22 protein-coding genes are annotated in these 26,537 nt (G+C 36.4%); 9 read left to right on the top strand and 13 right to left on the bottom strand.

The genetic code is table 11. The features are described from left to right. Positions 1 to 26: 26 nt before the first annotated feature. On the top strand, positions 27 to 581 hold the full coding sequence (locus QM524_RS02895; protein ID WP_283343401.1) for an O-acetyl-ADP-ribose deacetylase: 555 nt from the start codon (positions 27 to 29) through the stop codon (positions 579 to 581). A 231-nt stretch (positions 582 to 812) separates the two neighbouring features. Here QM524_RS02895 and QM524_RS02890 read toward each other — a convergent pair whose 3' ends face one another. Further along, positions 813 to 1,166 (bottom strand): winged helix-turn-helix transcriptional regulator, encoded by a 354-nt coding sequence (locus QM524_RS02890; protein WP_283343400.1) that lies wholly within the window; start codon positions 1,164 to 1,166, stop codon positions 813 to 815. Positions 1,167 to 1,289: 123 nt separating this feature from the next. Here QM524_RS02890 and QM524_RS02885 point away from each other — a divergent pair, with 123 nt between their 5' ends. From QM524_RS02885 to QM524_RS02875, 3 genes are all read left to right on the top strand, one after another. Next, the gene (locus tag QM524_RS02885; RefSeq protein WP_283343399.1) at positions 1,290 to 2,045 is read left to right on the top strand and encodes an SDR family NAD(P)-dependent oxidoreductase; all 756 of its coding nucleotides are present in this window, start codon (positions 1,290 to 1,292) and stop codon (positions 2,043 to 2,045) included. Positions 2,046 to 2,221: 176 nt separating this feature from the next. Next, a complete protein-coding gene (locus QM524_RS02880) occupies positions 2,222 to 2,662 on the top strand; it encodes a VOC family protein (protein WP_283343398.1) in 441 nt (146 codons plus the stop codon). 426 nt (positions 2,663 to 3,088) lie between these two features. Continuing rightward, positions 3,089 to 3,532: a hypothetical protein gene (locus tag QM524_RS02875; RefSeq protein ID WP_283343397.1), complete on the top strand. Its 444-nt coding sequence runs from the start codon at positions 3,089 to 3,091 to the stop codon at positions 3,530 to 3,532. Between the two features lie 226 nt (positions 3,533 to 3,758). On the opposite strand, the gene QM524_RS02870 is transcribed toward QM524_RS02875, so the two are convergent. The 4 genes from QM524_RS02870 to QM524_RS02855 form a co-directional block, all read right to left on the bottom strand. Further along, positions 3,759 to 4,250, bottom strand: coding sequence for a hypothetical protein (locus tag QM524_RS02870; RefSeq protein WP_283343396.1), 492 nt, complete (start codon positions 4,248 to 4,250; stop codon positions 3,759 to 3,761). A gap of 196 nt (positions 4,251 to 4,446) precedes the next feature. Next, a complete protein-coding gene (locus QM524_RS02865) occupies positions 4,447 to 4,965 on the bottom strand; it encodes a hypothetical protein (protein ID WP_283343395.1) in 519 nt (172 codons plus the stop codon). Between the two features lie 129 nt (positions 4,966 to 5,094). Beyond that, positions 5,095 to 5,766 carry an imm11 family protein gene (locus QM524_RS02860; RefSeq protein WP_283343394.1) on the bottom strand — a complete coding sequence of 224 codons (672 nt, stop codon included), beginning with the start codon at positions 5,764 to 5,766 and terminating at the stop codon, positions 5,095 to 5,097. A 736-nt stretch (positions 5,767 to 6,502) separates the two neighbouring features. After that, the gene (locus QM524_RS02855) at positions 6,503 to 7,333 is read right to left on the bottom strand and encodes a hypothetical protein (protein WP_283343393.1); all 831 of its coding nucleotides are present in this window, start codon (positions 7,331 to 7,333) and stop codon (positions 6,503 to 6,505) included. A gap of 111 nt (positions 7,334 to 7,444) precedes the next feature. On the opposite strand from QM524_RS02855, the gene bla reads away from it, so the two are divergent. Beyond that, a complete protein-coding gene (gene bla / locus QM524_RS02850; RefSeq protein ID WP_283343392.1) occupies positions 7,445 to 8,206 on the top strand; it encodes a subclass B1 metallo-beta-lactamase in 762 nt (253 codons plus the stop codon). 119 nt (positions 8,207 to 8,325) lie between these two features. On the opposite strand, the gene QM524_RS02845 is transcribed toward bla, so the two are convergent. From QM524_RS02845 to QM524_RS02830, 4 genes are all read right to left on the bottom strand, one after another. After that, the gene (locus tag QM524_RS02845) at positions 8,326 to 8,544 is read right to left on the bottom strand and encodes a heavy-metal-associated domain-containing protein (RefSeq protein ID WP_283343391.1); all 219 of its coding nucleotides are present in this window, start codon (positions 8,542 to 8,544) and stop codon (positions 8,326 to 8,328) included. Between the two features lie 50 nt (positions 8,545 to 8,594). Then, the gene (locus QM524_RS02840; protein ID WP_283343390.1) at positions 8,595 to 10,799 is read right to left on the bottom strand and encodes a heavy metal translocating P-type ATPase; all 2,205 of its coding nucleotides are present in this window, start codon (positions 10,797 to 10,799) and stop codon (positions 8,595 to 8,597) included. A gap of 495 nt (positions 10,800 to 11,294) precedes the next feature. After that, positions 11,295 to 12,050, bottom strand: coding sequence for an SDR family NAD(P)-dependent oxidoreductase (locus tag QM524_RS02835; RefSeq protein WP_283343389.1), 756 nt, complete (start codon positions 12,048 to 12,050; stop codon positions 11,295 to 11,297). A 97-nt stretch (positions 12,051 to 12,147) separates the two neighbouring features. Continuing rightward, positions 12,148 to 13,053 carry a helix-turn-helix domain-containing protein gene (locus tag QM524_RS02830; protein ID WP_283343388.1) on the bottom strand — a complete coding sequence of 302 codons (906 nt, stop codon included), beginning with the start codon at positions 13,051 to 13,053 and terminating at the stop codon, positions 12,148 to 12,150. Positions 13,054 to 13,203: 150 nt separating this feature from the next. Between QM524_RS02830 and QM524_RS02825 the strand changes: the two genes are divergently transcribed. After that, entirely contained in the window at positions 13,204 to 14,199 is a 996-nt protein-coding gene (locus QM524_RS02825; RefSeq protein ID WP_283343387.1) for a nucleoside hydrolase, read from the top strand. A 171-nt stretch (positions 14,200 to 14,370) separates the two neighbouring features. Beyond that, on the top strand, positions 14,371 to 14,760 hold the full coding sequence (locus tag QM524_RS02820; RefSeq protein ID WP_283343386.1) for a DUF1398 domain-containing protein: 390 nt from the start codon (positions 14,371 to 14,373) through the stop codon (positions 14,758 to 14,760). Positions 14,761 to 15,064: 304 nt separating this feature from the next. On the opposite strand, the gene QM524_RS02815 is transcribed toward QM524_RS02820, so the two are convergent. The 4 genes from QM524_RS02815 to QM524_RS02800 all read right to left on the bottom strand — a co-directional run bounded on the left by QM524_RS02815 (position 15,065) and on the right by QM524_RS02800 (position 25,115). Then, positions 15,065 to 17,617, bottom strand: coding sequence for a family 20 glycosylhydrolase (locus QM524_RS02815; RefSeq protein ID WP_283343385.1), 2,553 nt, complete (start codon positions 17,615 to 17,617; stop codon positions 15,065 to 15,067). 137 nt (positions 17,618 to 17,754) lie between these two features. Further along, positions 17,755 to 18,183, bottom strand: coding sequence for a DUF6526 family protein (locus tag QM524_RS02810; protein ID WP_283343384.1), 429 nt, complete (start codon positions 18,181 to 18,183; stop codon positions 17,755 to 17,757). A 137-nt stretch (positions 18,184 to 18,320) separates the two neighbouring features. Then, the gene (locus QM524_RS02805; RefSeq protein WP_283343383.1) at positions 18,321 to 21,893 is read right to left on the bottom strand and encodes a response regulator; all 3,573 of its coding nucleotides are present in this window, start codon (positions 21,891 to 21,893) and stop codon (positions 18,321 to 18,323) included. Between the two features lie 315 nt (positions 21,894 to 22,208). After that, positions 22,209 to 25,115 carry a DEAD/DEAH box helicase gene (locus QM524_RS02800; protein WP_283343382.1) on the bottom strand — a complete coding sequence of 969 codons (2,907 nt, stop codon included), beginning with the start codon at positions 25,113 to 25,115 and terminating at the stop codon, positions 22,209 to 22,211. Positions 25,116 to 25,471: 356 nt separating this feature from the next. Here QM524_RS02800 and QM524_RS02795 point away from each other — a divergent pair, with 356 nt between their 5' ends. Further along, positions 25,472 to 25,684 (top strand): hypothetical protein, encoded by a 213-nt coding sequence (locus QM524_RS02795; protein ID WP_095167114.1) that lies wholly within the window; start codon positions 25,472 to 25,474, stop codon positions 25,682 to 25,684. Positions 25,685 to 25,729: 45 nt separating this feature from the next. Next, the gene (locus QM524_RS02790) at positions 25,730 to 26,476 is read left to right on the top strand and encodes a hypothetical protein (RefSeq protein WP_095167116.1); all 747 of its coding nucleotides are present in this window, start codon (positions 25,730 to 25,732) and stop codon (positions 26,474 to 26,476) included. Positions 26,477 to 26,537 lie beyond the last annotated feature (61 nt).

Raw genomic sequence — 26,537 nt, 5'->3', positions numbered from 1 at the left:
ATTCTTCTTAAATAAAACAGAATACCATGACAATGACATCAATTCCTACAAAAATCGAAGTAGTTCAAGCTGATATCACTAAAATGTCAGTTGACGCCATCGTAAATGCTGCCAATACTTCTCTTTTGGGAGGCGGTGGTGTTGATGGAGCTATTCATCGTGCAGGTGGCTCCGCAATTTTAGAGGATTGTCGTAAAATCATTGCCAAACAAGGAGGTTGTAAAGTTGGAGAAGCTGTTATCACAACAGCGGGTAAACTTCCTGCAAAATACGTAGTTCATACGGTAGGTCCTGTTTGGAATGGCGGTAATAAGCATGAAGCTGAAAAACTTGCCTCTTGCTATACCAAGGCTTTACTATTGGCAAAAGACCATCATTGTAAATCAGTTGCATTTCCTAATATAAGTACGGGCATCTATAAATTTCCAAAGGATTTGGCGGCGCAAATTGCATTTGAAACCGTATATAAATTTGTGATAGAGCAACCTTATATTGAAAAAATAGTATTTGTATGCTTCGATGAAGAAAACTATGAGCACACAAATAATCAATTACAAAAGCTCAACCTCTTCACAGAATGATAATTCAATTAGCTTGTATTAAAACCAAATTGATTCTCTTCCTACATAGGTATGGATATTGTTGGAAGTAATGCTTAATTTTTCTATTCAGTTTTCACATTGACAACCTCAACAGATAGCTATTTCCAAAGCTGAAAATAGGCTGATTATCAATGTAAAACGAAATTAGTCCAGTATATTTCAGATAGTAAATCTGTTACAAACTAAGCATTTCTTCCAACTTTAATCTAGCTATTTTCCAATAATTTCACGACGGTGTCGTATTCCCCAATCAGTCAGGTTTCGGATAATGGTCTGCAAGGTTTTTCCGTGCTCAGTAAGTTCATATTGCACGGAAATAGGCTGAGTTTCCAACACAGTTCGTTTGATAATTTTATTAGTTTCTAGCTCTTTCAACTCCTTGCTCAACATTTTGTTGGAGATACCATTGACATCGTTCAGAATGTCCGAAAATCGTCTTTTGTTATAATAGCAAATAGAAGATATAATATTAATTTTCCATTTCCCGCTCAGCACATCCATCGAATCTTGGACTGCTAGCATTTCTTTTTTATGTTCATCTCCTTGAAAATCTGCACATTTCATATTTTTCCTTGTTACTAAAGTGTTACTGTATTACCCGAATGATACTGTTACTTTTTGACACTAAGTTACAAAAATAAACAAACAAAATATACCTTTGTCACTCAAACTTTAAAGAAAACAACCATGAGTAAGTTATTAAACAAGGTGGCAATAGTTACAGGAGCTTCAAAAGGAATTGGGGCATCAATCGCAAAATATTTTGCCGCAGAGGGCGCCAAGGTAGTCGTAAATTATGCATCAAGTAAAGAAGGAGCGGAAAAAGTAGTGACCAGTATTACCGAAAATGGAGGCACTGCCATCGCCATTAAAGCCGATGTATCTAAAGCAACAGAGGTAAGTCAGCTTTTTGAAGAAACAAAAAACGCGTTTGGACAAATTGATATTTTGGTCAACAATGCTGGTATCTATCAATTCTCTCCCATTGAGACATTTTCGGAAGATTCTTTTCACCAACAATTCAATACCAACGTATTAGGTTCATTGTTAACTATCAGCGAAGCAGTTAAGCAATTTGATGAAAAAGGAGGTGTAATTATCAATATCAGTTCGGGTGCAAGTACAACGCCTCCTGCTATGATGTCGGTTTATTCTGCTACAAAAGCAGCCTTAGACGCCATCACAATTTCCTTATCTAAAGAGTTTAGCGGACGGAATATCCGTATTAATTCACTACTTCCTGGCGGAGTCCAAACAGAAGGAACAATCACCGCAGGTATCACAGGAAGTGATGCCGAAAAAGCCATGATTTCTAAAACACCACTAGGACGAATCGGACAACCAGAAGATATTGCCAAAGTGGCAGTATTTTTGGCTTCAGATGATGCTGGATGGATTACTGGAGAAAAAATAACAGTTGCAGGTGGCTTATATGGCTTGTAGTCATTAGGTTAGCTTTTAGATATAGGCAAAGTAATTGATGATAATTACTTTGCCTATTTTTATTTTATTGGTTTCAAATATTCATTTCAATCATAGTGAAAAGCAAAAGTTCTTTTTAACTTAGTGTAAGTTGGGCATTTCCCAACCAAACATGTTAACAACTAAACTCTTATACTATGGCACTCATTAATCCTTATCTACATTATAACGGCAATGCTGAGGAGGCGTTCAATTTTTATAAATCTGTATTCGGCGGCGAATTCGCGATGATTGCAAGATTCAAAGATTTCGCAAATCCCGAACAACCATTTCCAGAGGAAGAAGCCAATAAAGTAATGCATATAGCTTTACCAATCGGCAAGACCAACGTATTGATGGGGAGCGATGTGCCAAACGTACTAGGAAAAGTCAATGAGCAAGAGAATCGAAGTAAAATCTCAATAAGTGCTGAAAGTAAAGAAGAGGCAGATCATTTGTTCAATGGACTTTCAGCAGGAGGAAATGTCGAAATGCCAATAGCAGATAGTCCATGGGGGTCGTATTTCGGTATGTTTCGAGATAAATACGGTATAGAATGGATGGTAGATTTCGATCCAAAGTATAATGGTCAGGTGTAAATAAAACCTTCCTTCATTGCTAGTCGAAAGAACCACAATGAAGGAGGGGATAATTTATGAATTCTCTCGATTTCAGCCGTTGTGGGTCTTTTGACCCACAACACTAGCGCCAGCAATTACAAGAGTGACAGAATAGCCATTCTTGTGGTTGTAATCATATTCATAATAACTCTATATTTTATTATCGAACTTGGTGATTGCTTTCACTCCCTTTGTTGGGTAAAAGACCAACAATGGCAGAAAAGTAGTAACTTATAGTATTTTTTATCCACACTATTCTGGAGAAATATGGAATACAAGAAATCATATGAGCCATTTATTTCCTATTTAAATGCAGAAAAAAATGATCCCCATTTGTGTTTTCATGAATTAACTCTTATAATTGTTTGGTTAATAGTTATACAACTCTAAATACCTCTGAAATTAATGAAATACCTTCTTCCTTTCATCTCAGTGATTATTATCTCCTTGATTACATCTTCATGTAAAGATGATAATTTTCCATCCACTTCAACAATTATTACAGGAAAAGCATTCACAGAAGATGGGACTTCAGTTGACAGTATGATAATTTATTTTACAGGTATCAAAGGCTCAATTACTAAGATAAATTACACATTCTTCATAACAGATAAATTAAATGAAAAAGGCGAATACTCAATTAATCAATTGGTTCCAGATGACACATCTTTACTAAGTTTTTATATTGGGTGGGAAAGTCAGTTATCTAAGGAATTATTCACTACTCATTATATTTTTGTGCGGATAAACAATGGAGACTTTTTTAAATTTGAAGATCCCATAGAGCTGGCAAAAAAAATTATTCTTGGTCAAGAAAACACACTGGATTTTAAGTTTGTAAAGAAATAAAAACACTTTCAAGTCCATCATTTCAGCCCTTGTTGGTCTTTTGACCAACAATATGAGCGACAGCAACTCGTCAATTAAAAAATCAACTTTTTTGTACATTTGATAAGTCGTATCATGATTATTGCCTCTTACGGAGAAGCCTTACTCGGCAGCATCCTAGTAGCTTTGGGTTATATTGATATGAACACGCTACTTTCATCTAGTTTCCGAAGTGTCTTGCAGAACGCTACGGCCCCTCGGGGATTCCAACAACCTTTAAAAAACTCTCAAAACCATCCTTTTTAAAATTCTGTATGGATTCCCATGAAAGTATATCCTCACCTTCAAACCAAAAATAATCGTCTCGATTAATGTTAAGATACTCGTAAATAAATAAAAAAATCAATTCTAAATTTTCTTGCCAGACTGGTTCAATATATGCTAAACTACATAAGTTTTTATTTGGAATTAGATAATCAAATGCTTTATCTTGCCCGAGCTCAATGAGTTCGATGTCTACGCCTTGAATTGATAACAAAAAACCTTGCTTCTCATCATTTTTAGAATCTTCCTCTAATCTAATCTCGGTGTTTTTAAGTGACCCATTTGAAAAATAACTATTCCAATTTTGGTACTCAAATTTGATACCGTTACGAAAACAAATTTTCACAGTATCTATCAATACTTTCTCTGGAGAATGATTTTCCCAGTTTTTAAGTAAATGTGCAAGTCTTCCCATTTTTCATTTTAATATACTCCTTAATTCTTCCAATGAATATGCAACTATTGTAACACCTTGTTTTGTGATTCTTTCTAGCATTCTTACTAATTCTGGAGTAGCAACTGCTAATGATTTATCAATATAAAGAGTATATTTAAGCCATTGCTGGTCTCTTAGCAAACAATATTAGAGAATGTAACTAAAGTAAATTTAGCTACGCCTGTGTAGTTTCCAACAAAGTCATGGCTTCAATAATGTTGGTGACCTTCTCCATACTTTTGATTGGTGACAACCCAATACTTTTTCTTGCAGTATTTATTGAATCGGTATCCAACTGCTGTACGTTACGAATTTTAAGCATCACCGCAGTTTTAAGCGTAGCTGACTTGATACGTATAGTGAAGGGAGAATATCTTGCAGGGTGAATATGCACATATCGCTCAGGCTCATTACCCCATAAAAATACCCACTTGGAAGTATCTGATAACTGAAAGGTTGCATAACCCTGATGTTTCTCCAAAAAGACTCGATAATCCTCCTCAGAGGTAATCCCCTGCTCTTTCAAAAAATATAATGTCTCTTCAAAAATTGAGTCTAGCGATAGGTGCCCTGTGTATAAATCCATCAACGAATCGCCCAATTTCGACAAATTCACCTCCGAATCTACGGTATGATTTGCAATAAAATCTATAATGCTGGGTAAATGGTGTTTGAGTGTGTTAAATAAAATCATAGTTTTTAGGGAAAGGGATACAATTCTTAAAACTGCCTAAGTGAGTGCCTAATATTAAAGATTTTCAGTATTTACTGGTCTTTTCTTTCATTGTTGATAAAAAACAACAATGGCAAAACTATGAACTACTTACCCATTTTCTTCTATCTCAAAAAACAGATTTTTAGCCTCTACAAAATCATAACCAGTAATTTGCTTCTCTTTAATCATATCAACCAATTTTTCGGACATATATTTATAACCCACATGAATATTATTGGCAAACAAATCATATTTAGGCATTTGACTCTTGAAACAGTATTCAATATTTATTCGAAAATCACCCCCATATTTTTTAAAAATCTGATACATTTGACCTTCTGATTCAATCTTACCTTTTAGAGATACCTTTTTTGTACTCTGATCAATTAGTTCATAGAAACTCATCTCACGGTCTATAAATTGATACAAATCAACAAAAAAATGAAGCCAGTAATATCCAAGTATTTGCTCTCCCTTATGCATAACTTTAATTGGATGATATTTATGAGGGGGTAAATGAAAACCTTTTAATAGCTCCTTCACTTTGTCATTTAAAAAAATCCCAAATCCTAGTGGACTACCATCTATAAAATCTGTTAAGAAAGCTTTCTTGTGAAGGATTATTTGTACCTCTGGATTAAAATCAAGGAATTCTCCTTTTGTAAATTTCCCGCTGTAAGGTGGCTTGTAGAGCTCTATTGGGTAAACTACATCTTCAGTTTGGTGGTAATGACCAACTACTTTTTTATTCATTGATGGAGCAAAAATATAATATTTCATAGCTGTGAATATTTTGGTAATATTTCAGGGGTTACTACTTCAGCCATTGTTGGTACTGTGAACAACAATACGAGGGTCAGTAATTAATCGAATGGAAAATAACCGTTATTTTGGTGATTACTTTCGCGCCTGTTGTAGGTCAAAAGACTGACAACGGCTGTAAAAGATTATCTCTTGTAATTTGCTTTTATATTGTGTAACCTTATATGTGCATATATTTGATTACTTGAAACAAACATCTCTTCCAATCGTCTAAGCATCAATGCTAATTCGTCATCATATAGTGCTCTATGTACAATTAAATCATCATTTTCCATTTTTTCAAACAGATTGTATTCTCCTTTACTTATAAAATTTCCTTTTTTATAAGAGTAACACCTCCAAAATCGAGATATACACACCGCATACTTGAGTGTATATTTAGACTGGAGGACTAGTGTATTTGGATCAAAAGAATTCGAAATAAACTTTAGCTTCACTTCATCAAAAAATTCCTTTTCAAGTTTTTTTTCCAAAAGTTTGCTCCTCAAAACACAAATAGAGTTGTACGCATTAATAAGGTGTTCATCAATAATATTTTTAATATTATCTGAAAAGTCAGTTTCTATTTCATTAATTAATTATAACATTATCATATTTGTTCGAAATCCACAAACTAAAATTAATATTCAACTATTGTTGGTCTTTTGACCTACACTACGAGCTTCAGCAACTCATAGCATATCAAGGTGAGTATTTATTTCAGCGACCAATTTTCTACATCTGTGTTATTAATGAAACCATTTTCAATATGTAGAATATAGGAATCTCTATAATTGGCAAATAAGATACCTTCAATAAGGTGTACTTTTATTAAATCTAATATTTTCATTAGTTCCCGTCTACCATTAATATATCCTACTTTGTACTTTGGAAGGTAAAATATAATTCTAATGTTTGAAACAAAATTTATGCAGTCCTCAATTGCATAAGTTCGTTTCAATTTAAATACTTCTAGATATATATTTTCAAAGCAAAAAACATCTTTAATTCCTTCGTTTCCAATTAATTGATTTGATAATTTTTGGGTAAATTCTGCTAGAATATTTTCTATTTCAACAATGGAAAGAGTCGTATTAATATCTAAATAATATTCTTCTTGATGTCCAGTACATTGCTCATGTTTAGGATGAATGTGACCGTCGCATTTGTCAATAGAGACATAATAATCAGTATCTAATTCAGATGAAATTAATACAAATGTGTATGTCAATAAGTTTTCGCGCACAAAATGTAGCTTTGCTTTATTTAAGGTAATCTGATTGAAAGATTCCTTTAATTGGTCTAGAGCATATCGTGAGGCCTCTTGTGAATTTAAATTTGGGGTCTTGTATTTTAGAGGTACGATTTGGGCAGCCTCAATACCTATTTTTCCCAAAAATGTATAGATTTCATAAACTATTTCATATTCTACGGCTATGTTCAAATACCCTAAATGTATTCTTACTCGACCAATATAAGGCAGAAAAAAAGCTTCGCCTTCATTTACTTTTCCGAGCCGATATATGTATATATCTAAATTCCTCATTTATATTTATCCTTATCTATTAAAGTCAAAAGATCAATAGTGCCAAAAATGCCTCTATAATACTAATAAACACAAAAATTTCGTTGCTTTGTAAAAATTATACATAACAACATGAACTTCATTCTTAAAACCGCAGGCTTTATTCTTTTATGTGCTTTTACATTTCAATGTACTTCTTTAAAAAAGAAAGATTTTGATACGCGTCAGGTCTATAAATCTGATAAACTAATCATTCTTCAACTGGCACCAAATTCATATCAGCATATCTCCTATCTCAAAACGAATGATTTTGGTAATGTGCCTTGTAATGGTCTTGTGGTAGTAGACCACAAAGAGGCAATTATTTTCGATACCCCAACTGATGATAAAGGTTCTGAAGAACTCATTCAATGGTTGACTGAAAACCAAAAATGTAAGATTAAAGCGATTATTCCTACACATTTCCATGATGATTGTTTAGGAGGTTTAGGAATATTTGAGAAATATCAAATACCGTCTTATGCCAATGAAAAAACCATTACACTGGCAAAGGAAAATGATTCAATTTTACCTCAAAATGGCTTCAAAGACTCTCTTTCATTGGCGTTAGGTGATGAAAAAGTTACAGTAAAGTTTGTCGGAGAAGGACACACGGTTGATAATGTGGTCGGATATTTCCAAAAAGATGAGATTATGTTTGGCGGATGCTTAATCAAGGAATTGGGAGCCACAAGAGGATACCTCGGGGATGCAAATTTGAAGGCATGGTCTTCAACAGTTTTAGATGTAAAAGCGCGTTATCCAAAAGTTAAAATTATAGTGCCTGGGCATGGAGATGCAGGAGATCGAAAGTTGTTGGATTATACAGCAAGATTATTTAAGCCAAAAGAATAACTATTCCTCTTAGGGTGCGACTTAAGTTGCACCCTAAGAGGAAGTGTTCGACTCCTATCCTGCACCCATAACTTGTGTAGAATTTGCTCAATATTTCAAATTAAAATATTCACTCAATCTCAACTCGCTAAATAAGTAGCTATCTCAAAACCCGCAGATTCTACCACTTCTTTGATTTTATCACTTGAAAGGTCTTCTCCCTCAACAGTCAATATTTTTTCGGGTATGGATGTGTCAACTTTCCAGTTTTCGATTTCTTCCACCTGATTTAAAAATGGGCTTACTTTGCTTACGCAGTTACCGCAATTGATATTTGTTTTAAATTGTAATTTTTCCATGATTTTTGTTTTTATAATTTAACTATTGATTTGAGATATTTTCTCCCTTTTTACTTTTTCAATCTTAAAGAATTTGTAACTACTGATACAGAACTAAATGCCATGGCAGCACCTGCCAACATCGGGTTCATCAAGAAACCATTGATCGGAAACAACACGCCTGCTGCTATCGGAATTCCGATGATGTTATAAATAAAAGCCCGAAATAAATTCTGCTTAATAATGGACTGCGTTCTTTTAGATAAGTTTATTACTTCTGAAATTTTGGTTAATTGATCTGAAATCAAGGTAATTTTGGCTACGTCCATCGCTACATCCGAACCTTTACTCATCGCTATACTGACATCCGCCTGAGCCAAAGCTTCCGAATCGTTAATACCATCACCCACCATTCCGACAACATTACCTTTTTGTTGAAACTCTCTGACAATCTTAGATTTATCACTCGGCAACACTTCTGCTTTAAATTGTGTTATTCCAAGTTCAAACGCTACCTTCTGGGCTGTTTTATGATTATCTCCCGTTAGCATGACTATCTCGATTCCAGACTCTTGCAAGGCTGAAATCGCCTTTTTAGCATCCGCTTTTATCGTATCCTCTAAGGCAATTCCTGCTAATATTTCTTTCTCATTCGCTAAAAATACAGTGGTATATCCCACATTTTGCCAATGATGATAAATTTGACCTTCTTGATAAACCCCTAACTCACGCATCCATTTTACACTTCCTAAAAGATAGGTTGTTTCTTCCAAAACAGCTTTTACTCCTTTCCCTACAACATTTTCAAAATGGGTCAAAGTTTGATTTTTGCCATTTTTTCCTTTCAAAAATGGAATAATAGCTTGTGCTAAAGGATGCGAGGAGGCTTGTTCTATACTCAAAAATAGGTCAATTATGTGACTGTCCTCTAATCCAAAACTGTCTTTGATACTTGGCTTTCCTTCTGTTAAAGTACCTGTTTTATCCAAAACTATGGTATCCAAACGATGTGCTAATTCCAAACTTTCAGCATCCTTGATAAGCATTCCTTCCTCGGCGGCTTTGCCTATTCCGACCATGATTGCCGTGGGTGTTGCTAGTCCCAATGCGCATGGACAAGCAATCACCAATACTGAAACAGAGGTGATTAGCGCATAAGAAAAAGCATTCGTACCACCCAAAACCATCCATGAGAAGAATGTAACGACGGCAATTCCTAGTACGACAGGCACAAATACACTGGCAATTTTGTCAACCAGTTTTTGAATGGGCGCTTTACTGCCTTGCGCCTCTTGTACCCGTTTGATGATTTGGGATAATAAGGTTTCTGAGCCTACTTTTTCAGCTAAAAACTTCAAAGTTCCTTGTTGGTTGATAGTTCCAGAAAAGACTTTTGTTCCCTTCGACTTTTCTACTGGAATAGGTTCGCCCGAAATCATACTTTCGTCAACAAAGCTATGTCCGAATAGGACTTTTCCATCCACGGCAATACGTTCCCCAGGTTTAACAACCACCCTATCCCCTACTCGAACTTCGTCTATAGGCACTTGTTGTTCTTCGCCATTAACGATAAGCCAAACCGTTTTAGGTTGAAAACCTATAAGCTTTTTAATGGCGGAAGAGGTATTGGATTTGGCATTTTCTTCCAAAAGTTTTCCTATCAAGACAAAAACAATCACAATGGCTGATGCCTCAAAATAGATGTGAGCATGCAAGCCTCGATGGTGCCAAAACTCAGGGAAAAGGGTGGTAAAAACGCTAAAAAAGTAGGCTACTCCTGTACTGACAGCCACGAGCGTATCCATATTGGCGCTCCCATGAAGCGCTTGTTTCCATGCGTTGAAAAAGAAGTTTTTTCCAAAATAAAAAACCACTGGTGTAGACAAAATCCAAGACACCCAAGGCACCCACTGTTCATTCATAAAAAACATCCCTAAAATAGAAACAGGTATGCCCAAAATTGCTGAACCAATGGCACTGCGTTTTAAAGAATCATGTTTCTGAGTTTTATATGCTTCAACTTGAGTTCGGGTATCATCTGAAGGCAAAATCAAATCATAGCCGACCGATTGCACCTTCGATTGAAGTTTTTCTACAGAAGTTTTATCGCTATCAATCGTCAATTGAACGGTTTCGTTCGCAAAATTGACAGCACAATTTTCAACACCCTCCTGCTTATTTAAAACTTTCTCTACGCTCAAAGCGCAGGCTGCACAGGTCATGCCTGTCACAGGGACTTGAATATGAATTATAGTATGTTCCTCTAAATTTCCCATGTCATATAAATTTCTTTGACACAAAATTAGAGGAGATTATGGGGAGAATTGTTACAGAATTTTCGAATAGATGTATATAATTTTCAGAAAGAGACGGTTTAAAACACAAACTAATTGAGTGAATTGAGATTGCGTAAATGAATGTATATTCTAGGCTTTAGAGACGTAATGCTTTACGTCTTATGCAGAGTCAGCCATAGCGGAGTATTATCAAAAAAGCGGTCGAAAAAACAATTTTGACCGCTTTTTAATGAAAAGTTGGAGCATAATCATTGTTTTACAACTCAGGATTATTCATGCTTGTCCCAATCTGGCTATTATTTGATAGTAGTGTACGAAGCGTTTTAAGTACAATCTATTTTGAACATCGGATGTTGAATTTCGAAAATGGAACCTACTTTTTTATTTATATTTTGTAAAAAATAAAAGTATTTTAATTCATTTCCGAAATCAGAAATCCCAAATCCGCAATAGTTTGAAATCCTTCGTACAGTCCTAATTATGAATTCCCCCTGAAACTTCGATACGCTGACCATTTATCCACTTGGCATCGTCGCTACACAAAAATGCCGCTACGCTTCCAATATCATCTGCCAAGCCTACTCGTCCAAGGGCTGTTCTTGAGGCAATAGCCTGATTTAGCGCCACGTTATCACGAACATTCCCTCCTCCAAAATCTGTCGCAATGGCACCAGGGGCAATCGAATTAGCTCTAATTTTACGACTACCAAGCTCTTCAGCTTGGTATCTAGTCAGCGTATCTATCGCTGATTTCATGATGGCATACGCCGAAGAACCTGGGTAAGAAAAACGTGCCAAACCAGATGAAGTATTCAAAATACTTCCACCATCATTCATTAATGGTAAAAGTTTTTGAGTTAAGAAATAAGGTGCTTTCAAATGAATATTGACCATCTTATCAAAATCAGCTTCGGTCGTTTCTGTATAAGCACTGTAATGTCCCACACCAGCATTGTTGATTAAAGCATCAAATGAATCTGCGCCAAATGCTGTTTTTAAAACTCCTTGAAACTCGATGATGAAAGCGTCAAAGTTTGAAGTGTTAGAAATGTCCAAAGAAATAGCTGCTGCTTTCTGCCCGATTGCCTGAATTTCGGCAACGACTGCTTCTGCATCGTCTTTTTGACTTTGGTAAGTAATTACTACATCGAATCCCTTGTGGGCTAATTGGATAGCCTCATCTTTTCCTAAACCACGGCTACCGCCTGTAACTAATGCTATTTTGCTCATTGTTATAAGTGTTAAATTTGATGTTACAAAGTTGTGACATCTCTCAACACTTTTGTTTGCAAAAAGAAAAGCATTATTTGCAAAATTCAAACAATGGTTAAATTCTGTACTGCGCAGGTGAAATGGAAGTTTGCCTTTTAAAGAAATTGGAAAAATGTGCTATTTCTTCAAAACCAAGACTGTAGGCAATTTCAGAGATATTCCAATTGGTTTCTTTCAAAAGTATTTTTGATTCTTGGACAATTCTACTGCCGATTATCTCTGTGGTAGTTTTGCCTGTGCTATCTTTTAACACTTTGTTCAAATGGTTGACGTGAACAGCCAAGCGGTCGGCATAATCTTTGGCACTACGCAGGTGTAATTTTTGCTGTGGTGACTCTATTGGAAATTGTCTTTCGAGAAGCTCCAAAAACAAAGACGAAATTCTTTCCGAAGCGTTGTGAGTTGAATATAAAGCCGTAGCTGGCTGTAGTTTTTGCCCAAAGTGTAAAAGCTCCATGACATAATTTCGCAACAAATCATACTTAAAAGCGTAGTCAGAGGACAATTCTTTGTGCATTTTCTTAAAAATATACGAAACCTCCTCTACATCTTCTGAAGAAAGTTTGAAGATAGGAAAGCCATCAGGACGGAAAATGGGAAGTTCATCAATCGGGAAACCTACCTTATTTTTCATCATAAACTCAGAAGTAAAAACACAAAAGTGTCCGGATTGGAGCTCATCCTGAGGAAGATAATGATACGGAATTTTTGGCGTGGCAAATAACAGTGCATTCTCTTCAATATCAAAAATCTTATTCGCATATTCAGCACGGTTTTTACCAATAATCAAACTGATTTTGTAATAAGAACGTCGATTATAAGGCATCATGTTACGCTCACGAAGTCCACGAATAAACTCGTCGATAGCGAATACATTAAAATGCCCGATTTCCTTTTTAAAGTTTTCAGGAATCGGAATATTGACATCTTTATAAAACTCTTCTACGGATTTTGTGCTCATGTTTGTAAAAATCAAAGAATATATCTTCTTTAAACAGATTCTATTTTAGAAAAATTCCAAATTCATTATAATTCCATCTTTAATTAAGTCAATTTGTAGTATAACTTGGAGAAAGAATCCTTTTTAACTAAACAAACCCTCAAAAATCTCATGAAAATAAAAATTATTCTATTCTTCTCCATGTTTGTCTCTAGTCTAACCACTTACTGTCAGACTATTTCCTCAGAAATCAAACCTCGTATGCGTGTCATCGTTGACAATGATTTTAGTGGTGACCCCGACGGATTGTTTCAAATGGCGCACTTATTGTTATCGCCGTCGGTTGAAATTCGTGGAATTATTGGTTCGCATTTGAGTGTAAAAGATGGTTTTGATCCTTCTACCACACAAGCCGAAAATGCAGCAAAAAAAGCTAAAGAGCTTCTTCAAATCATGAATTTGGAAGGAAAAGTGCCAGTAGTCGCTGGCTCAAATACAGGTATGACAGACGATAATACGCCTGTAAAAAGTGCTGGGGTAGACCTGATTATAAACGAAGCTTTGCGTACCGACACCAAACAACCTCTTTATGTACTTTGTGGCGCAGGGCTTACAGAAATAGCTTCGGCGCTATTGACAAAGCCCGAAATCGCGGATAAAATCACCTTGATTTGGATTGGTGGTCCAGAACATTCCGATATTGCTTTACCACCTCCAGGTTATTCAAAAGTAGAATATAACCTCAATATTGACCCAAAGGCTGCCATGGCTGTCTTTAACAAAACGGCGGTAAAACTGTGGCAAATTCCAAGAAACGTATATCGTCAGGCGCTGTTTCCCTATTCGCATTTGGTAACTAAAGTCAAACCACAAGGTAAGTTAGGAGAATATTTGTACAAGGAACTTCATACGCTCATGAGTCGTGTAGGGCGTATTGGAGAAACATATATTTTGGGCGATAGTCCCTTAGTGCTTTTTACTGCCTTACAATCCTATTTTGAGGCTGATCCATCATCGAGTTTTTATACGGTAAAACAGGCTCCAAAAATCAATTCGGATGGACAATATCAATATAATCACGAGGGAAGAAATATTCGTGTTTATAATCAAATTGATAACTACTTGATGTTTAGCGACTTTTTGGCCAAATTAGAGATGAATAAATAATCAGCGGTAGGCTTGAGGTAATAGCCAGTAGGCTAAAAGTTCATAGTCACAGGGAATTAATGCAGTTTTATTTGGCAATATGTCTCAAATAACCTAAAATCAACGATTTTTTACAATTTCTGGAAAAATCAAATGCCGAATTTTGTGCTATCAAACTTAAAACAAAACATTATGTTTACGGTAAAACAAATCAAAGAAGCACATGCAAAGGTAAAATCTGGTGCAGAATTTCCTCTTTACATTCAAGAAATTAAGTCATTCGGGGTTGTAGGCTTTGAAACTTGGGTATTTGATAGCCATACAAATTACTGGGGTAAAAATAACTTCGAAACCTCGTCAGAGCCTGTTTACGATGCTCTAGTAATTGAAGACGAATGTACTCCGAGCATTTTTGCTGAAGACCTCAAAGCGCATCAGGCAGGCAAAACTGATTATTTCCAATTTTGTAAAGATTGTGCCAAATCTGGAATTGAAAAATGGATTGTCTCACTTGAAGATATGACTTGCATATATTATGACAAAAAAGGAAATCAGATTTTGGTAGAAACGATTCCTAGCTAACTGAAAAGTGCTATTTGAGTGGCTGCTTGATTATTCTAAAATTTATATTCTAGCTGTAGAGACGCAAAGCATTGTATTTCTACAGCTAGAATTTATCTGTCACCTGACAAAATTGAAGTTCCTAGTTCAAGACTCAGTCTTGGACTCACTTTTTCAACAGTTTAAAACTGTTTTACAAAATTCAGTAAAAAGGTCTAAATACCGAATGATACTTTTCATTTTATCTAATAGGTACCCTTCTGACACTGAAATTATTCCATTCACCGATACACTAATAACGAATAACTCCCTAAATACGAGCTAATTAATTTTTAATTTCGATACTTCTCCCTCCTCTTCCATTAGGAGTAAACACCTTTAATTTGATTGTTCCTTTCTCCGAAATTGGCTCAGTGTATAACTTGCTTTGTACTGTAGGTTCGGTTCCATCCATAGTATAGCGAATTTCAAATGAAGGCATCTGGATATTGGCATATACCTTACCATTTTCCACTTTTGCACCAGCCGTAGGTATTCTAAACTGATAGCCTCCCGATAATGCCTCTATTTTAGGAAGTTCTCTTTGCGAAATCGTATTTATAAACACATTCCAAGCTTCTTGATATTGCTTTTTGGACAACTGAGTATCGGCAGTTTGCGCCCATTGAGGGTCAGGAGCCCAAGCTCTTTCTACCAATCCTAGCATTTTTGGCAGCAACATATATTCCAATCTTTCTGGGGACTTAACATTTTCACTCCAAAGCAAACCTTGTATGCCGACGATATTACTTTTCCCAAAATCTGTTAATCTGTCTTTACCAATAAAATAACTTTGCTCAATCGGATTTCCTCTTCTGTCCTCTGTTGAATTTTTGAAATAATCAAAAGGGATAAAATAAAATGGCTTATCGACATCCACAAAACCACCCCAATAATAGCCAGGCTCTTCGTACGTTTTTTGGTAAGACAAATCAAAATACATATTGCTGACACAAGATAAGACTACTTTATAGCCCGCATTTGCCAAGCGATATGGTAAATCTTCATTACCCCAACCAATCATATTATTCCAAACATTTACCTGAAAACCTTCATTGGCCAAACGAGGATTAGGAATCATCGTTTTTTGCCCCATCAATTGTGTTTTACGCATGGCGATTTCTTCCCAACCAGACAAAAACAGCCCTTTCTTTTTCAAGAATGTGTTGATTTTCCCAAAATAGTAATACCATAAATCATCGATATTGTCAACGGTTGGATCCGATTTTACTAACGCCTCGCAAAGTGGTGATTGTTCCCAAACTCCAGCTGGGACTTCGTCTCCACCAAAGTGAATAGTCGTCAAAGGCGCACCAGCGTCTTTGTACATAGCAATAATTTCGTCGGTTACTTTTTCGAGAAAAGTGTACACTGATGGACGAGCTACACAAATAACATTGTCCGTCCAAAGTTGAGCAGTACGATATTGAGACTTGTCATCTGGGTCACGAAGCCAATATTTTTCGGCTTCTTCCATATTTCCTTGGGCTTTATATTTTTCATATCGAGCGTCCATAGCCTTGATAGAAGCACGAGCGTGTCCAGGGGATTCCACTTCAGGAATGATTTGAATATGTCGCTCGGTGGCATATTTCAAGATGTCAATAAACTCGGCTCTGCTATAAAAACCACTTCCTGAACTTTGTCCAACATTTGGACCAGCCCCGAATGATGCAGGAAGAAAGTTTTTACTATCTAAGGAATGTCCACGATTAGCACCGACTGTTGTTAATTCAGGTAAATCATTGATTTCTAATCGCCAGCCTTCATCGTCGATAAAGTGCAAATGCAGTACATTTAGTTTGTAGGTTGACATTAAGTCCAAAACTCGCTTTAGCTCGGCAGGTTTTTGGAAATTCCTTGCCACATCCAACATCAAACTTCTAAAACCAAAACGAGGAGCATCTTCTACTTTCAAACATGGAATCTGGATTTTTTCCACGCTATTTTTCCAAACTGTCACAGGAAATAGGTTCTTAAGCGATTGAATAGCATAAAAAGCTCCTTTTTTGCTAGAAGCACTAATGGTGATTTGTGTTGGAGCAACAATCAAATGATACGCTTCTTCTGCCAAGTCTGCTTGCTTTTTAAATACAATTGCATTGTTACTTGCCTGAGAAGTTTCTGATAATTTTTTACCTAAAACCTTTTGCAAATCCTCCTGAAAATAATTGATTTCATGTTGCCATTCTGAGGGTGCAACCATAGAAGTTGTGGCATTTACCTCAAAGTTTCCATTGCTTTTTTGATAAAATTGTGGCGTTGGAAAAATCGGGGGCAAATCACTAGCATTGAGTGGATGAATTAAATCATTTTTCGCATACAATTGTGCAGAGGTCAAATAGCCAACTTTATCCTCTGTAGGAGCAATTACTTTGTATTTCTGAATCGTTTTTCCTTCCTCAGGCTTTTGCTCGTTGACCCAGTATAAGCCAAATGGTGCATCAGCAATATTGACAAAAATTTCGGAAGAGATAAAGCTAATATCTAATGTCTTCCAGGCTTCAAGGCCAGCAAAATTAGCTTTGGGACTCAATCTAAAAATATCTCCATTGACATGCTCAATCGAAACATTTGATGAAATAGCATTAGGGTCAATATCTCGGATATAGTTAAAATACAAACTCCAACCTGATTTTGGAAGTGCTTGTTTGCCTGTATTTTTTAGGGTAAAAACAGAGACATACTGTCTCTTTCCTTCAAAAGCATTATCGGTAACTTTCCACGAAATCTCTAGTTGTTCCGAATTAAAAAGAGGTACCTTTTTTTGCGCTTTTCCTTCTATACACATCGTAAATAGAAGCGAAAAAAGCAGCCAAGTCATTGATATTTTTTTCATAAGTATTTATAGAATTGCAAAATTGGGTAAAATAAAATGGTTCTATTGGGCTGTCGGCAAAATGAATTTATGGTTTTCTGAGAGATATATTCAAACTATTAATCCACCTCATTGGGCATTAATACGTTAGTAATATTTTACGCTCGGTGATAATCTGGCCTCCAGTTTTGAATAGCTTGTTTGATATCTTTGGCAGAAAGAGACTCCTTCGTTGCGCGATCGACTAGGGCTATTAGTTCCTCATTAGGTGCAAATCTTAAGGCGATAATTTGTCCCATTCGCAAATTTGATGGCAAAAGTTTGCCTGTCAGTACAAAGTAGCGCAAATTTTCTTCTGCTCGAATGGCTCTATCTTGTGCACGTAACGCAAAAACTCTTGCGTACCCAAACACCCCTAAAAGTGCGCTAATAGTCAAAAGAAGCGTCAGGGATAACGATGTCTGTTCTCCAATATTTTTTACAGTATAAATAATCGCAGTGATTAGGGCACCAAGAAGCAATACTGAGGTAATGACATGATAACCAATTACATACTTGGAATGATTTTGAAAATTTTGTTCTTGCATGGGTGGTATTTTGTTAAAATGATTTTTGTACATCAAACTTAAAGACTTTCCGATTGAAAACAAAAATTCACAGACCAGAGCATACAAATAAAAAAGGCTATCTCTTTTGGAGATAGCCTTGCAATAGAATGCTTATTTTAGCCATTAAGAATCTGATAAATGAGCGGTTTTATTACTTCAATTTCAGCATCAAACTCGCTTAAAAGCTCATTAAATTTTTCCTTATCAAATACTTTTAAACTTTCTATTTTTCCTGCCTTAGTACCAAGCTCTCGCATCCCTGCCGAAAGCGCAGTCCCTTTCATTTTATGACCTAGTTTGTTGAGCGCAATTAGGTTACCATCATCAATTAGCGTTTGGAATTGACCTGTAATAGTTTCAAACTGCATCAATACCATTTCTAGTACCTCTTTAGCAAGTTCGGGGTCTTCTCCCATTCTTTTAGACAAATCGGCAAAATCTAAATGTTGGGTATCAATCGAACTAAGTAAGGCTGTTTCAATTGGATTATTCATATTCTGTTCTATCTTGAGCCATTTTTTTAGCGCTCGTTCGAGGGTATCCCTCACGAATGGCTTCATTATATAATCGTCCATGCCAGCCTCTAAGCATCGGGTTTGCTCGCCCTTAACTGTACCTGCTGTGAGCGCAACGATTGGGGTGTGTTTAATAAATTCTTTACTACGAATAATTTGGGTCGCTTCATAGCCGTTCAACTCAGGCATCTGAATGTCCATCAATATCAAATTAGGTGAGTGTTTTTCGTACATCTCAACGGCCTCTCGTCCATTTTCGGCCGTGATAATATGTGCATCTGGTAGCACAGCCTTTAGGACAGTCAATGCCAAAAACATATTTACATTATTATCTTCTGCAATCAGAATCGTGTAATCACCCGATTTCATAAGATTATTGGCATTATTTACTCTGTCAAAATTAAGGCTATTATCCTTAGAACGTCCACTTATTTGAAGTATTGCCTCATATAGCTTATGAATGGTAATTGGTTTCACCATTCTCTTTCCAACGTTCAAAGCTTCACAGGTCTTAATGACGAAATCATCATCTGAAGAACTGTGTAAAAGCATAATTGGCATATCCAAACCTAGCTCTTGACGAATAATTCTGATGGTCTCCAAGCCGTCTATTTCAGGCATATGGTAGTCCATAATAATCAGCTCAGCATCCTCTGGTTTTTCCTTCAAGAATTGGATAGCTTTTGTACCAGACTCAACAGATTTGGCATAAATACCAGATATACCCAGCATTTCTTCTAAAATGGCACGGTTACTTCCATTATCATCTACCACCAACACGTGCGAGAAGGTACCTTGTAAATCAAAGGCAATGTTTTCATCTTCATAACTTTCAAAAGCCACATCGAAGAAAAACGTACTTCCTTTGTCCAATTCACTTTCCAATTGTAGTTGACTACCCATCAAGGACAACAATTTATTTGAAATTGTTAATCCTAAACCTGTTCCACCAAATCTTCTCGTAACCGAGGCATCTTCCTGAGAAAAGGCCTCAAAAATTTTCACAATATTTTTTTGCGCAATTCCAATACCTGTATCCCTTACCGAAAACCTAAGAATATTATGATTGAGTTCTACAGCCTCCACAAGTTCTACTTTCAACTCTATCTCCCCATGATGGGTAAACTTAACTGCATTGCCCAAAAGGTTGACTAAAATTTGTCTTAAACGCACTGCATCTGCATTCAGGTATCTCGGAATAGCAGGCGAAATGTGAAGCAATACCTCTAAGTTTTTTTGATGCGCCTGATAACTTACCAAATCCACTACTTGACTTCCTAATTCGAAAACATCGATGTGTTCAAATGAAAGTTCGAGTTTGCCTGCTTCTATTTTAGAGAAATCAAGAATGTCATTAATTACATCCAACAGTGAATGTGCCGAGTGATGAATTGTTGACACATACTGCTTCTGCATTTCGTTCAGACCCGTGCGAATTAATAAGTCAGTAAACCCAATCACACCGTTGAGTGGCGTCCGAATTTCGTGACTCATATTTGCCAAGAATTCAGATTTGGCTCTACTCGCTGCCTCAGCATGTTCTCTTGCATTGTGCAATTGTTGCTCTATTTGCTTACGAGAAGTAATATCTCTCACCACCGCCTGAATCAATTGCTCACCTTCAATATTGAGTTTTGACAATAAAACCTCTGCCAAAAAGGTTTCATCAGTATCCTCTTTTTGACAAATCCACTCAAATTGATGGTTTTGATTTTGAAGGCATTGTAACACATGCCCGTTTAAAGTTTCGGCAATATTTTCAGTATCTTTTTGAAAACTGGCAGACAAGTCTAATGCCGATTTTTGACAAAGAGATTCTTTTGATTTAGCACCGAAAAGTCGAATCGCTGCAGGATTACAATCTAGACATCTATATTGAGAAAGTACCAAAACCGCATCACTCGTGGAGTCATACAAAGCACGAAACTTGGCCTCTGAACGAACAATCTCTAATTCTGCTTCTTTTTGTTTAGTAATATCGTGTAAATATCCATGCCAAATTACCCCATCATCTACACGTTCTGGTGTGGATTCGCTACGTACCCAAATTTTGCCTTTTTGAGGTAATACCAAACGAAAGTCAATAGATTTCACTCCTAACGTTTGATAGGACTCTTCGATAGCTCCCAGTAAACCTGTTAGGTCTTTGGTATGAATTCTTGAAAAAGCCTCCTCATAACTGGTTTCCTTATATTTTACCGAAGTTTCAAATAAGTCAAATAAAGATTCTGAACAATACACAATGGTCATACGCCCATTGTTGTAACGTTTTAGCTGGTATAATCCGCCTGGAACTTGATTAGAAAGCTTTTTAAACAGTTTATTCGCATTTCTAATTTCAACTTCACTTTCTTTTTCTTTGGTAATGTCTTTAAAAGTACCGTAAAGTCTTTTACATTTTTTCCCCTCAAATTCTCCTTCTCCAATGATTCGTATCCATTTTTTATTACCTGTAAAAGTCTCAATACTTAGTTCTATGTCGAACGGAATACCAGTCTCTACTGTTGACTTGAGCGCTTCAAATAAAATAGATTTACTTCTTGGTTCCTTATAAAAACTCAAACTACCTTCCACATCCAAGTCAAAGTCGGCAGGTACTTCCAATATCTCTCTTGCTTCCTTCGTCCATTTCATTTGATAGCCAGGCAACTCAATTTGCCAAGCACCAATGCTAGCCATTTGGCTACTTTTTGTAACGATTTCTTTGGATAACTGTAATTGACCTTCGTTGTCTCCCCACTGACTCGTGAGTACTAAATTCGTTTGGATTTTTTGTTGAATTTTGAGGGAAGTAATATTTTCGAAGTGAACAATGATTTCCTTTTCATCGGCATTGTCATTCCAACCACATTTTGCTCGTATCCAGATCAAATCACCAAAAAAATGTTTGGCTCTAAACTCCAAAACAAGCACAGGTTGTAGGGTTTCAACAAACTGCTTTAAAGATATTCTAGATTCTTCTTTATCTTCAGGATGGAATGCTTCGGGATGATGAGCCAAATTTTGCACACTCTCATAACCCAAAAATTTGACTAATTGGGGTGCAAACCAAAAGCTATCAAGATTATTAATTGAGCAAGTCCATAAATCTTTAATAAAAAACTCATAAACAAACTCTGAAAATCCTGTAGTTGAAGTCAGATGAGTGTCGTTATGTTGATTGAATTGATTCATATAGATTTGAAGCACGAAGTGTATTGGTTAACAAAATACGGTGCTATAAAAGCCCATTCGAAAATTTCGTATCGAGGTATTAGTGGTTGTATGATTACGAAATCTTGCTTAGGTAATATCTACGAAAAAGCCATTCGTTTGGACGCATTTGATTAACAAAATTTTCTACTAAAGGCAAGCGCTATTAATTTTCAAATGTAAGGTATCTTGAAAAAATAGTCGCACTCCATTATTTGACACAAAAATTTCATTCCAAAGTTCAACATAATTCAGTTTTCACTTCATAACCAATCCGCTATAAGCAAAGCAAAAAAGTTAAATTTTGGAAAGATACTGATAGAGTTTTCCTGAGGGTGCAGTTGGATTTTTCTGAAAAACCCCAGCATTCCCTATCACCACAAAACTACTCTTAGCCCTTGATACAGCTACATTTAGCATATTCGGACGATTTTTTCTATCAAAAAAGAATACCTCTGCATCGTCTGGGGCATATACAGGAGAAAATAAAATAATTTCTCTCTCTGCACCTTGTAAAGCATGAACCGTGCCTATTTTCATGAGGTGAGTATCTATCCCTATTTTTTTTAGTTTTTTGTATAAAATTTTTCGTTGACCTCTAAAGGGTGTTATGATGCCAACCAACTCCTCAATACGCTTATATTGCTTTGCTTTCTCCGTATAATGCCTTTCAATAGTACCTTTGTTAGCCAATAACCAACGGCAAATTTCGTCCGCCTCCTCTTCGTTAAATCTTTCTTTATTCCTCACCGTCGAAGTACTTGGTTGGTCTAGCAATACCATTGGGGGGAAAATTTGTTGGGAAACATCAGACAATTTCATAGGTTTCAAAAGTCCTTTGTAAGCCAAATCGTTGCAATAGCTAATAATGGCAGGATGACAACGACGATGCTCTAACAACATGATACCTTTTTGTTCACTAATAGGGTCAAAAACGTCTGTCGCTTCCAAAGCCATTTTCATAATTGATCCACTAGACGCTGCAAAACCTCTTTCTTGCAACTTGCTTAAAAACGTATCTTGTTCATTTTCAATCAATTCGTTTTTCAGTAAATTCCCTAAATCTATTTTAAAAATAGTATTCCAAACTGGCTCAATTTGCTGAATATCACCAACGATGACAGCTTGTTTGGCCAAACCAAAGCTTGCCAAACCCACCTCTGGACTTACTTGTCCTGCTTCATCAACGATTAGAAAATCAACAAATTCTAACATGGGTGGTGTTTCCCATTTTTTACTCCCGTCTTCATTTTCTCCTGCAAATTTGAGATAAGAGAAAAAACGAGGCGCCATAAAAAAGGTACTTACAAAACAAGGTGTAAGCATGGCACGGGTACGCCACATAAGTTTACGACCAGCCAACCCTTTGTTGGGCGACTCATTTTTGAGCTGGTCGGAGATAGCTTCAATCCAACGTCCTTCCCAATAATGGATTGCCAACAAAAAGGCTTTATATCTAATTTGAGTATCTACTTCATCAAAAAAATATTGATTACGACTATTAAACTGTCGTAGTTTTAAAAAATCCTTTTCCCAAACTTTTTCCTCATCTGTACAAGGATTCGAAAAAATACCGTACTGACGCTTCCATTTTTCCCAAATAGCCCAAGCTTTTATGACTTCTTGAATCAACTTTAATTTTGTTTCAAAAAAACTTTTTAAACGACTTCTGGATGTATCTTTTAGTGGTTCTAAATTCAAAACCGTTTGTCGAATCATCGGTCTGGCAGTAGCCTGAATATGATACAGTTGGTCTTCGATACTACTCTCAATGGCTAACCAGTAATCCTGATTTTCTTCCAAATCAGCCCAGTGCTTTGGGTCTATTGATCGCTGGGTAAATTCTGCCATTTTTTCACAAACGATTTTCCATAAAATCCTGCCTTCTTCGAGTGATTTTTGGAGATTTTTAATCTCAGTTTGTAACCAAAAATAAGCTTCCGAAATATCATCAGTTCGCTTGTGTGTATAGCGCTCGACCATGTTGAGGAAATACCTTTCAGCTTTTTCGACATAGGCTTCTTCTTCCAGCCGAGCGAATAGCCCCGAATCGTCCAATTTCATATAATTGATATTGACGAGTTCTTTTTCAGTTTTATTTCTTGCAGGCAAATAGGTAGCATATCCTTCCAAATCAGGCAGCCAGCGATCTTGCAAATCCTGAAAACGTTCGGCGCGCTGCGGTTTAAAACTCTCAATAATATTCAACACAGCCTGATTATTGGCAGAACAAGCCAACATAATCGCAGGGTCCTGTCCTTGAATGGCAGTCTGCACTACTTGGTTGGCAACAATACTCTGAATTAGGGTTGTTTTACCAGTCCCAGGAGGGCCATTTACCGCAAATACACTCGATTTACGTTCTTGGCTGAGCGTTGCCAAGGCATTTCGTTGCGAAATACTCAAGGGAAAAGCACCGCCCATTTGACCCAAATGTTGTAAATGAGTTTCTAACCATTGAGCAATTTTTACGGGAGAAGTAAGCTTTTTTTGTTCCTTCAATCCAATCATATCCTTCAGTAAAGAAGGTAATTGCTTGGCATTTTCGAGGTGCTCATACAAGGATACAATGGCAGCACCCGCTTGCATATCCTTTTCGGGAACAACAATCGTAGTTTCGTAAACCACACGATAATCGTCCTCAGAAAACTCTTCTATGGATTGTTCTCGCAAAGCGAAAAAGCTTTCTTCGAGATATTCCACATAATTCTCCCAACGTAAAAAAGTATTTCTGTCTTTGGATAAAAGCTCTTCAAGGGAATCTAATTGGCAGAAAACGAAATCAGTATCTTCATTCCCCACTGGGCTCATCCATTCACGAGGAACCACTGGAAAGTACTCATCCACAATCGAAAAATGGCCTCCTCGATGGAGTAAAATCGGAAACCAAAAAGGATAAATGGGTTTTGGTGTAAAAAATAGGTGCTCCTCTCGCTGTGGTTCGAGATAGCAGGGCGAAACCAGCAAGTGTAGCACCTCAGGACGTTCCCATTTGGGGTCTTTGTCTGAGCGAATACCTTTTTCGTGGTTGCGTTTTTTTTCTTGTTCCTGAAAAAATGTTTCGCATACTTGTTCATCAATCATTCCCAAGCGCCAGACATCTGCAGAAAAACGAAGCTTTTCGTTTACTTCTACATCAATATTGGCTTTCATGGCTTGCGCCAAACACGTTTTCCAGTATGCTAATAATTTTTTTTCAATCATGGTTGGTTGTAGTCCTCGGTAAGAAATAAGAAAACAAAGGTAAAGGCTAAGAAGCAAAGTGAAAAGTGTATCAGAACAAAGTGATTTGCATCCACCAGTATTTAGTTTTAGTGTAGAATTAGGAGGAATGATTGCAAAGCATTAGTTATCAATCTATTACATCCATAAAAGTCGGATTGAAGTTATCTTTAAAGGTAACAATCTCATATCCAACAATATACACCCAAAACCCATCATTCAAAACTCCAAACTTATTTGTCTTTTACAAAATATTTTATTCAAAAAATAGTTATATTAGTAATACGAATGTAATTTTGTTTAGATTCCATTCTTAATGATGTAAACACTACGTGATTATGGCTCTTCTTAAAAATATCATGGCTTTTTTATTTGGTTCTGCCGAATCAGATTATCCAGTTTTGGGAAAAAACTCAAAATTGATTTTGTCAGATGCAAATATGGCTGAGCAATTACTTTCAGCTATTGATCGTGACAGAAATAGCGAAAATATCATTACAATCTCTGGAACTAAAGGCTCTTTCCGTGTCGAACGAGTTTCTGAAATTTAGTAAATACCTCTTTTACAGCTTTTCCTGTAAACCTTAACTGCATTTATGTCAGGAATCACCTACGGCGTTGCGCTGATTATTTTATTCTTTATTCTTCCTGGGGGACTTTTCCGAAAAGCATATTCTCCGATTCATCTTTCTAATTATCATTTACGAGCCAGTAATTTTGCCGAAATCGCTACAACTTTAGGATTTGGGATGGTAATTCAATGTCTTGGTATTTTGATGATTAACAAATATCACCCATCTCTTTATGTAGACTTTCGATTGTTGCCAAAGTTACTATCGAGTCCCGACGAGGTGGTGCTTTCGAAAGTACAAAAGCATCTAATTCCGATTTTTAGTTATAATGCTTGTCTGCTACTTTTTAGCTACGTCATGGGTAGTTTGCTACAGCGCCTTGTGCTATCATTTCGCCTAGATGAACGCTTTTTAGTGCTGAAGTTTGACAATGCTTTTCACTATGTTTTTTCTGGAAAAATGTTCCTAAAAAAAGATACGGAGGAGATTTTGACCTACATGAACGTTTGTGTCAAAATTGATAATGACTTTTTTGTGTATTCTGGTTTCCTATTGGATTATCAGCTCAACAAAGATGGGCATTGTGAATTGATAGAACTTGGCAAGGTGAAAAGAAAGGTGATTGACAAGCATAATACGGAGTTTAGCCATATTCTTAAAAAGAACCAGCACCACGAGTACAATCTGTTTTGTGACAAGTTGTTTATTCCGTATAACCAAATTCTCAATTTTGGCATCACGTACTTCCGAGTTCAACGTGTAAATGGATAGGAGACTTTGATTCCCTACCTTTTTGTCTGTCTGTAGTAGATTTCGTACTTTTGCCGATTCA

Origin of the sequence: Flectobacillus roseus, from assembly GCF_030056595.1 — a bacterium.
GTDB classification, from domain to species: domain Bacteria; phylum Bacteroidota; class Bacteroidia; order Cytophagales; family Spirosomataceae; genus Flectobacillus; species Flectobacillus roseus.
This window is presented reverse-complemented; position numbering and strand designations above follow the sequence as displayed.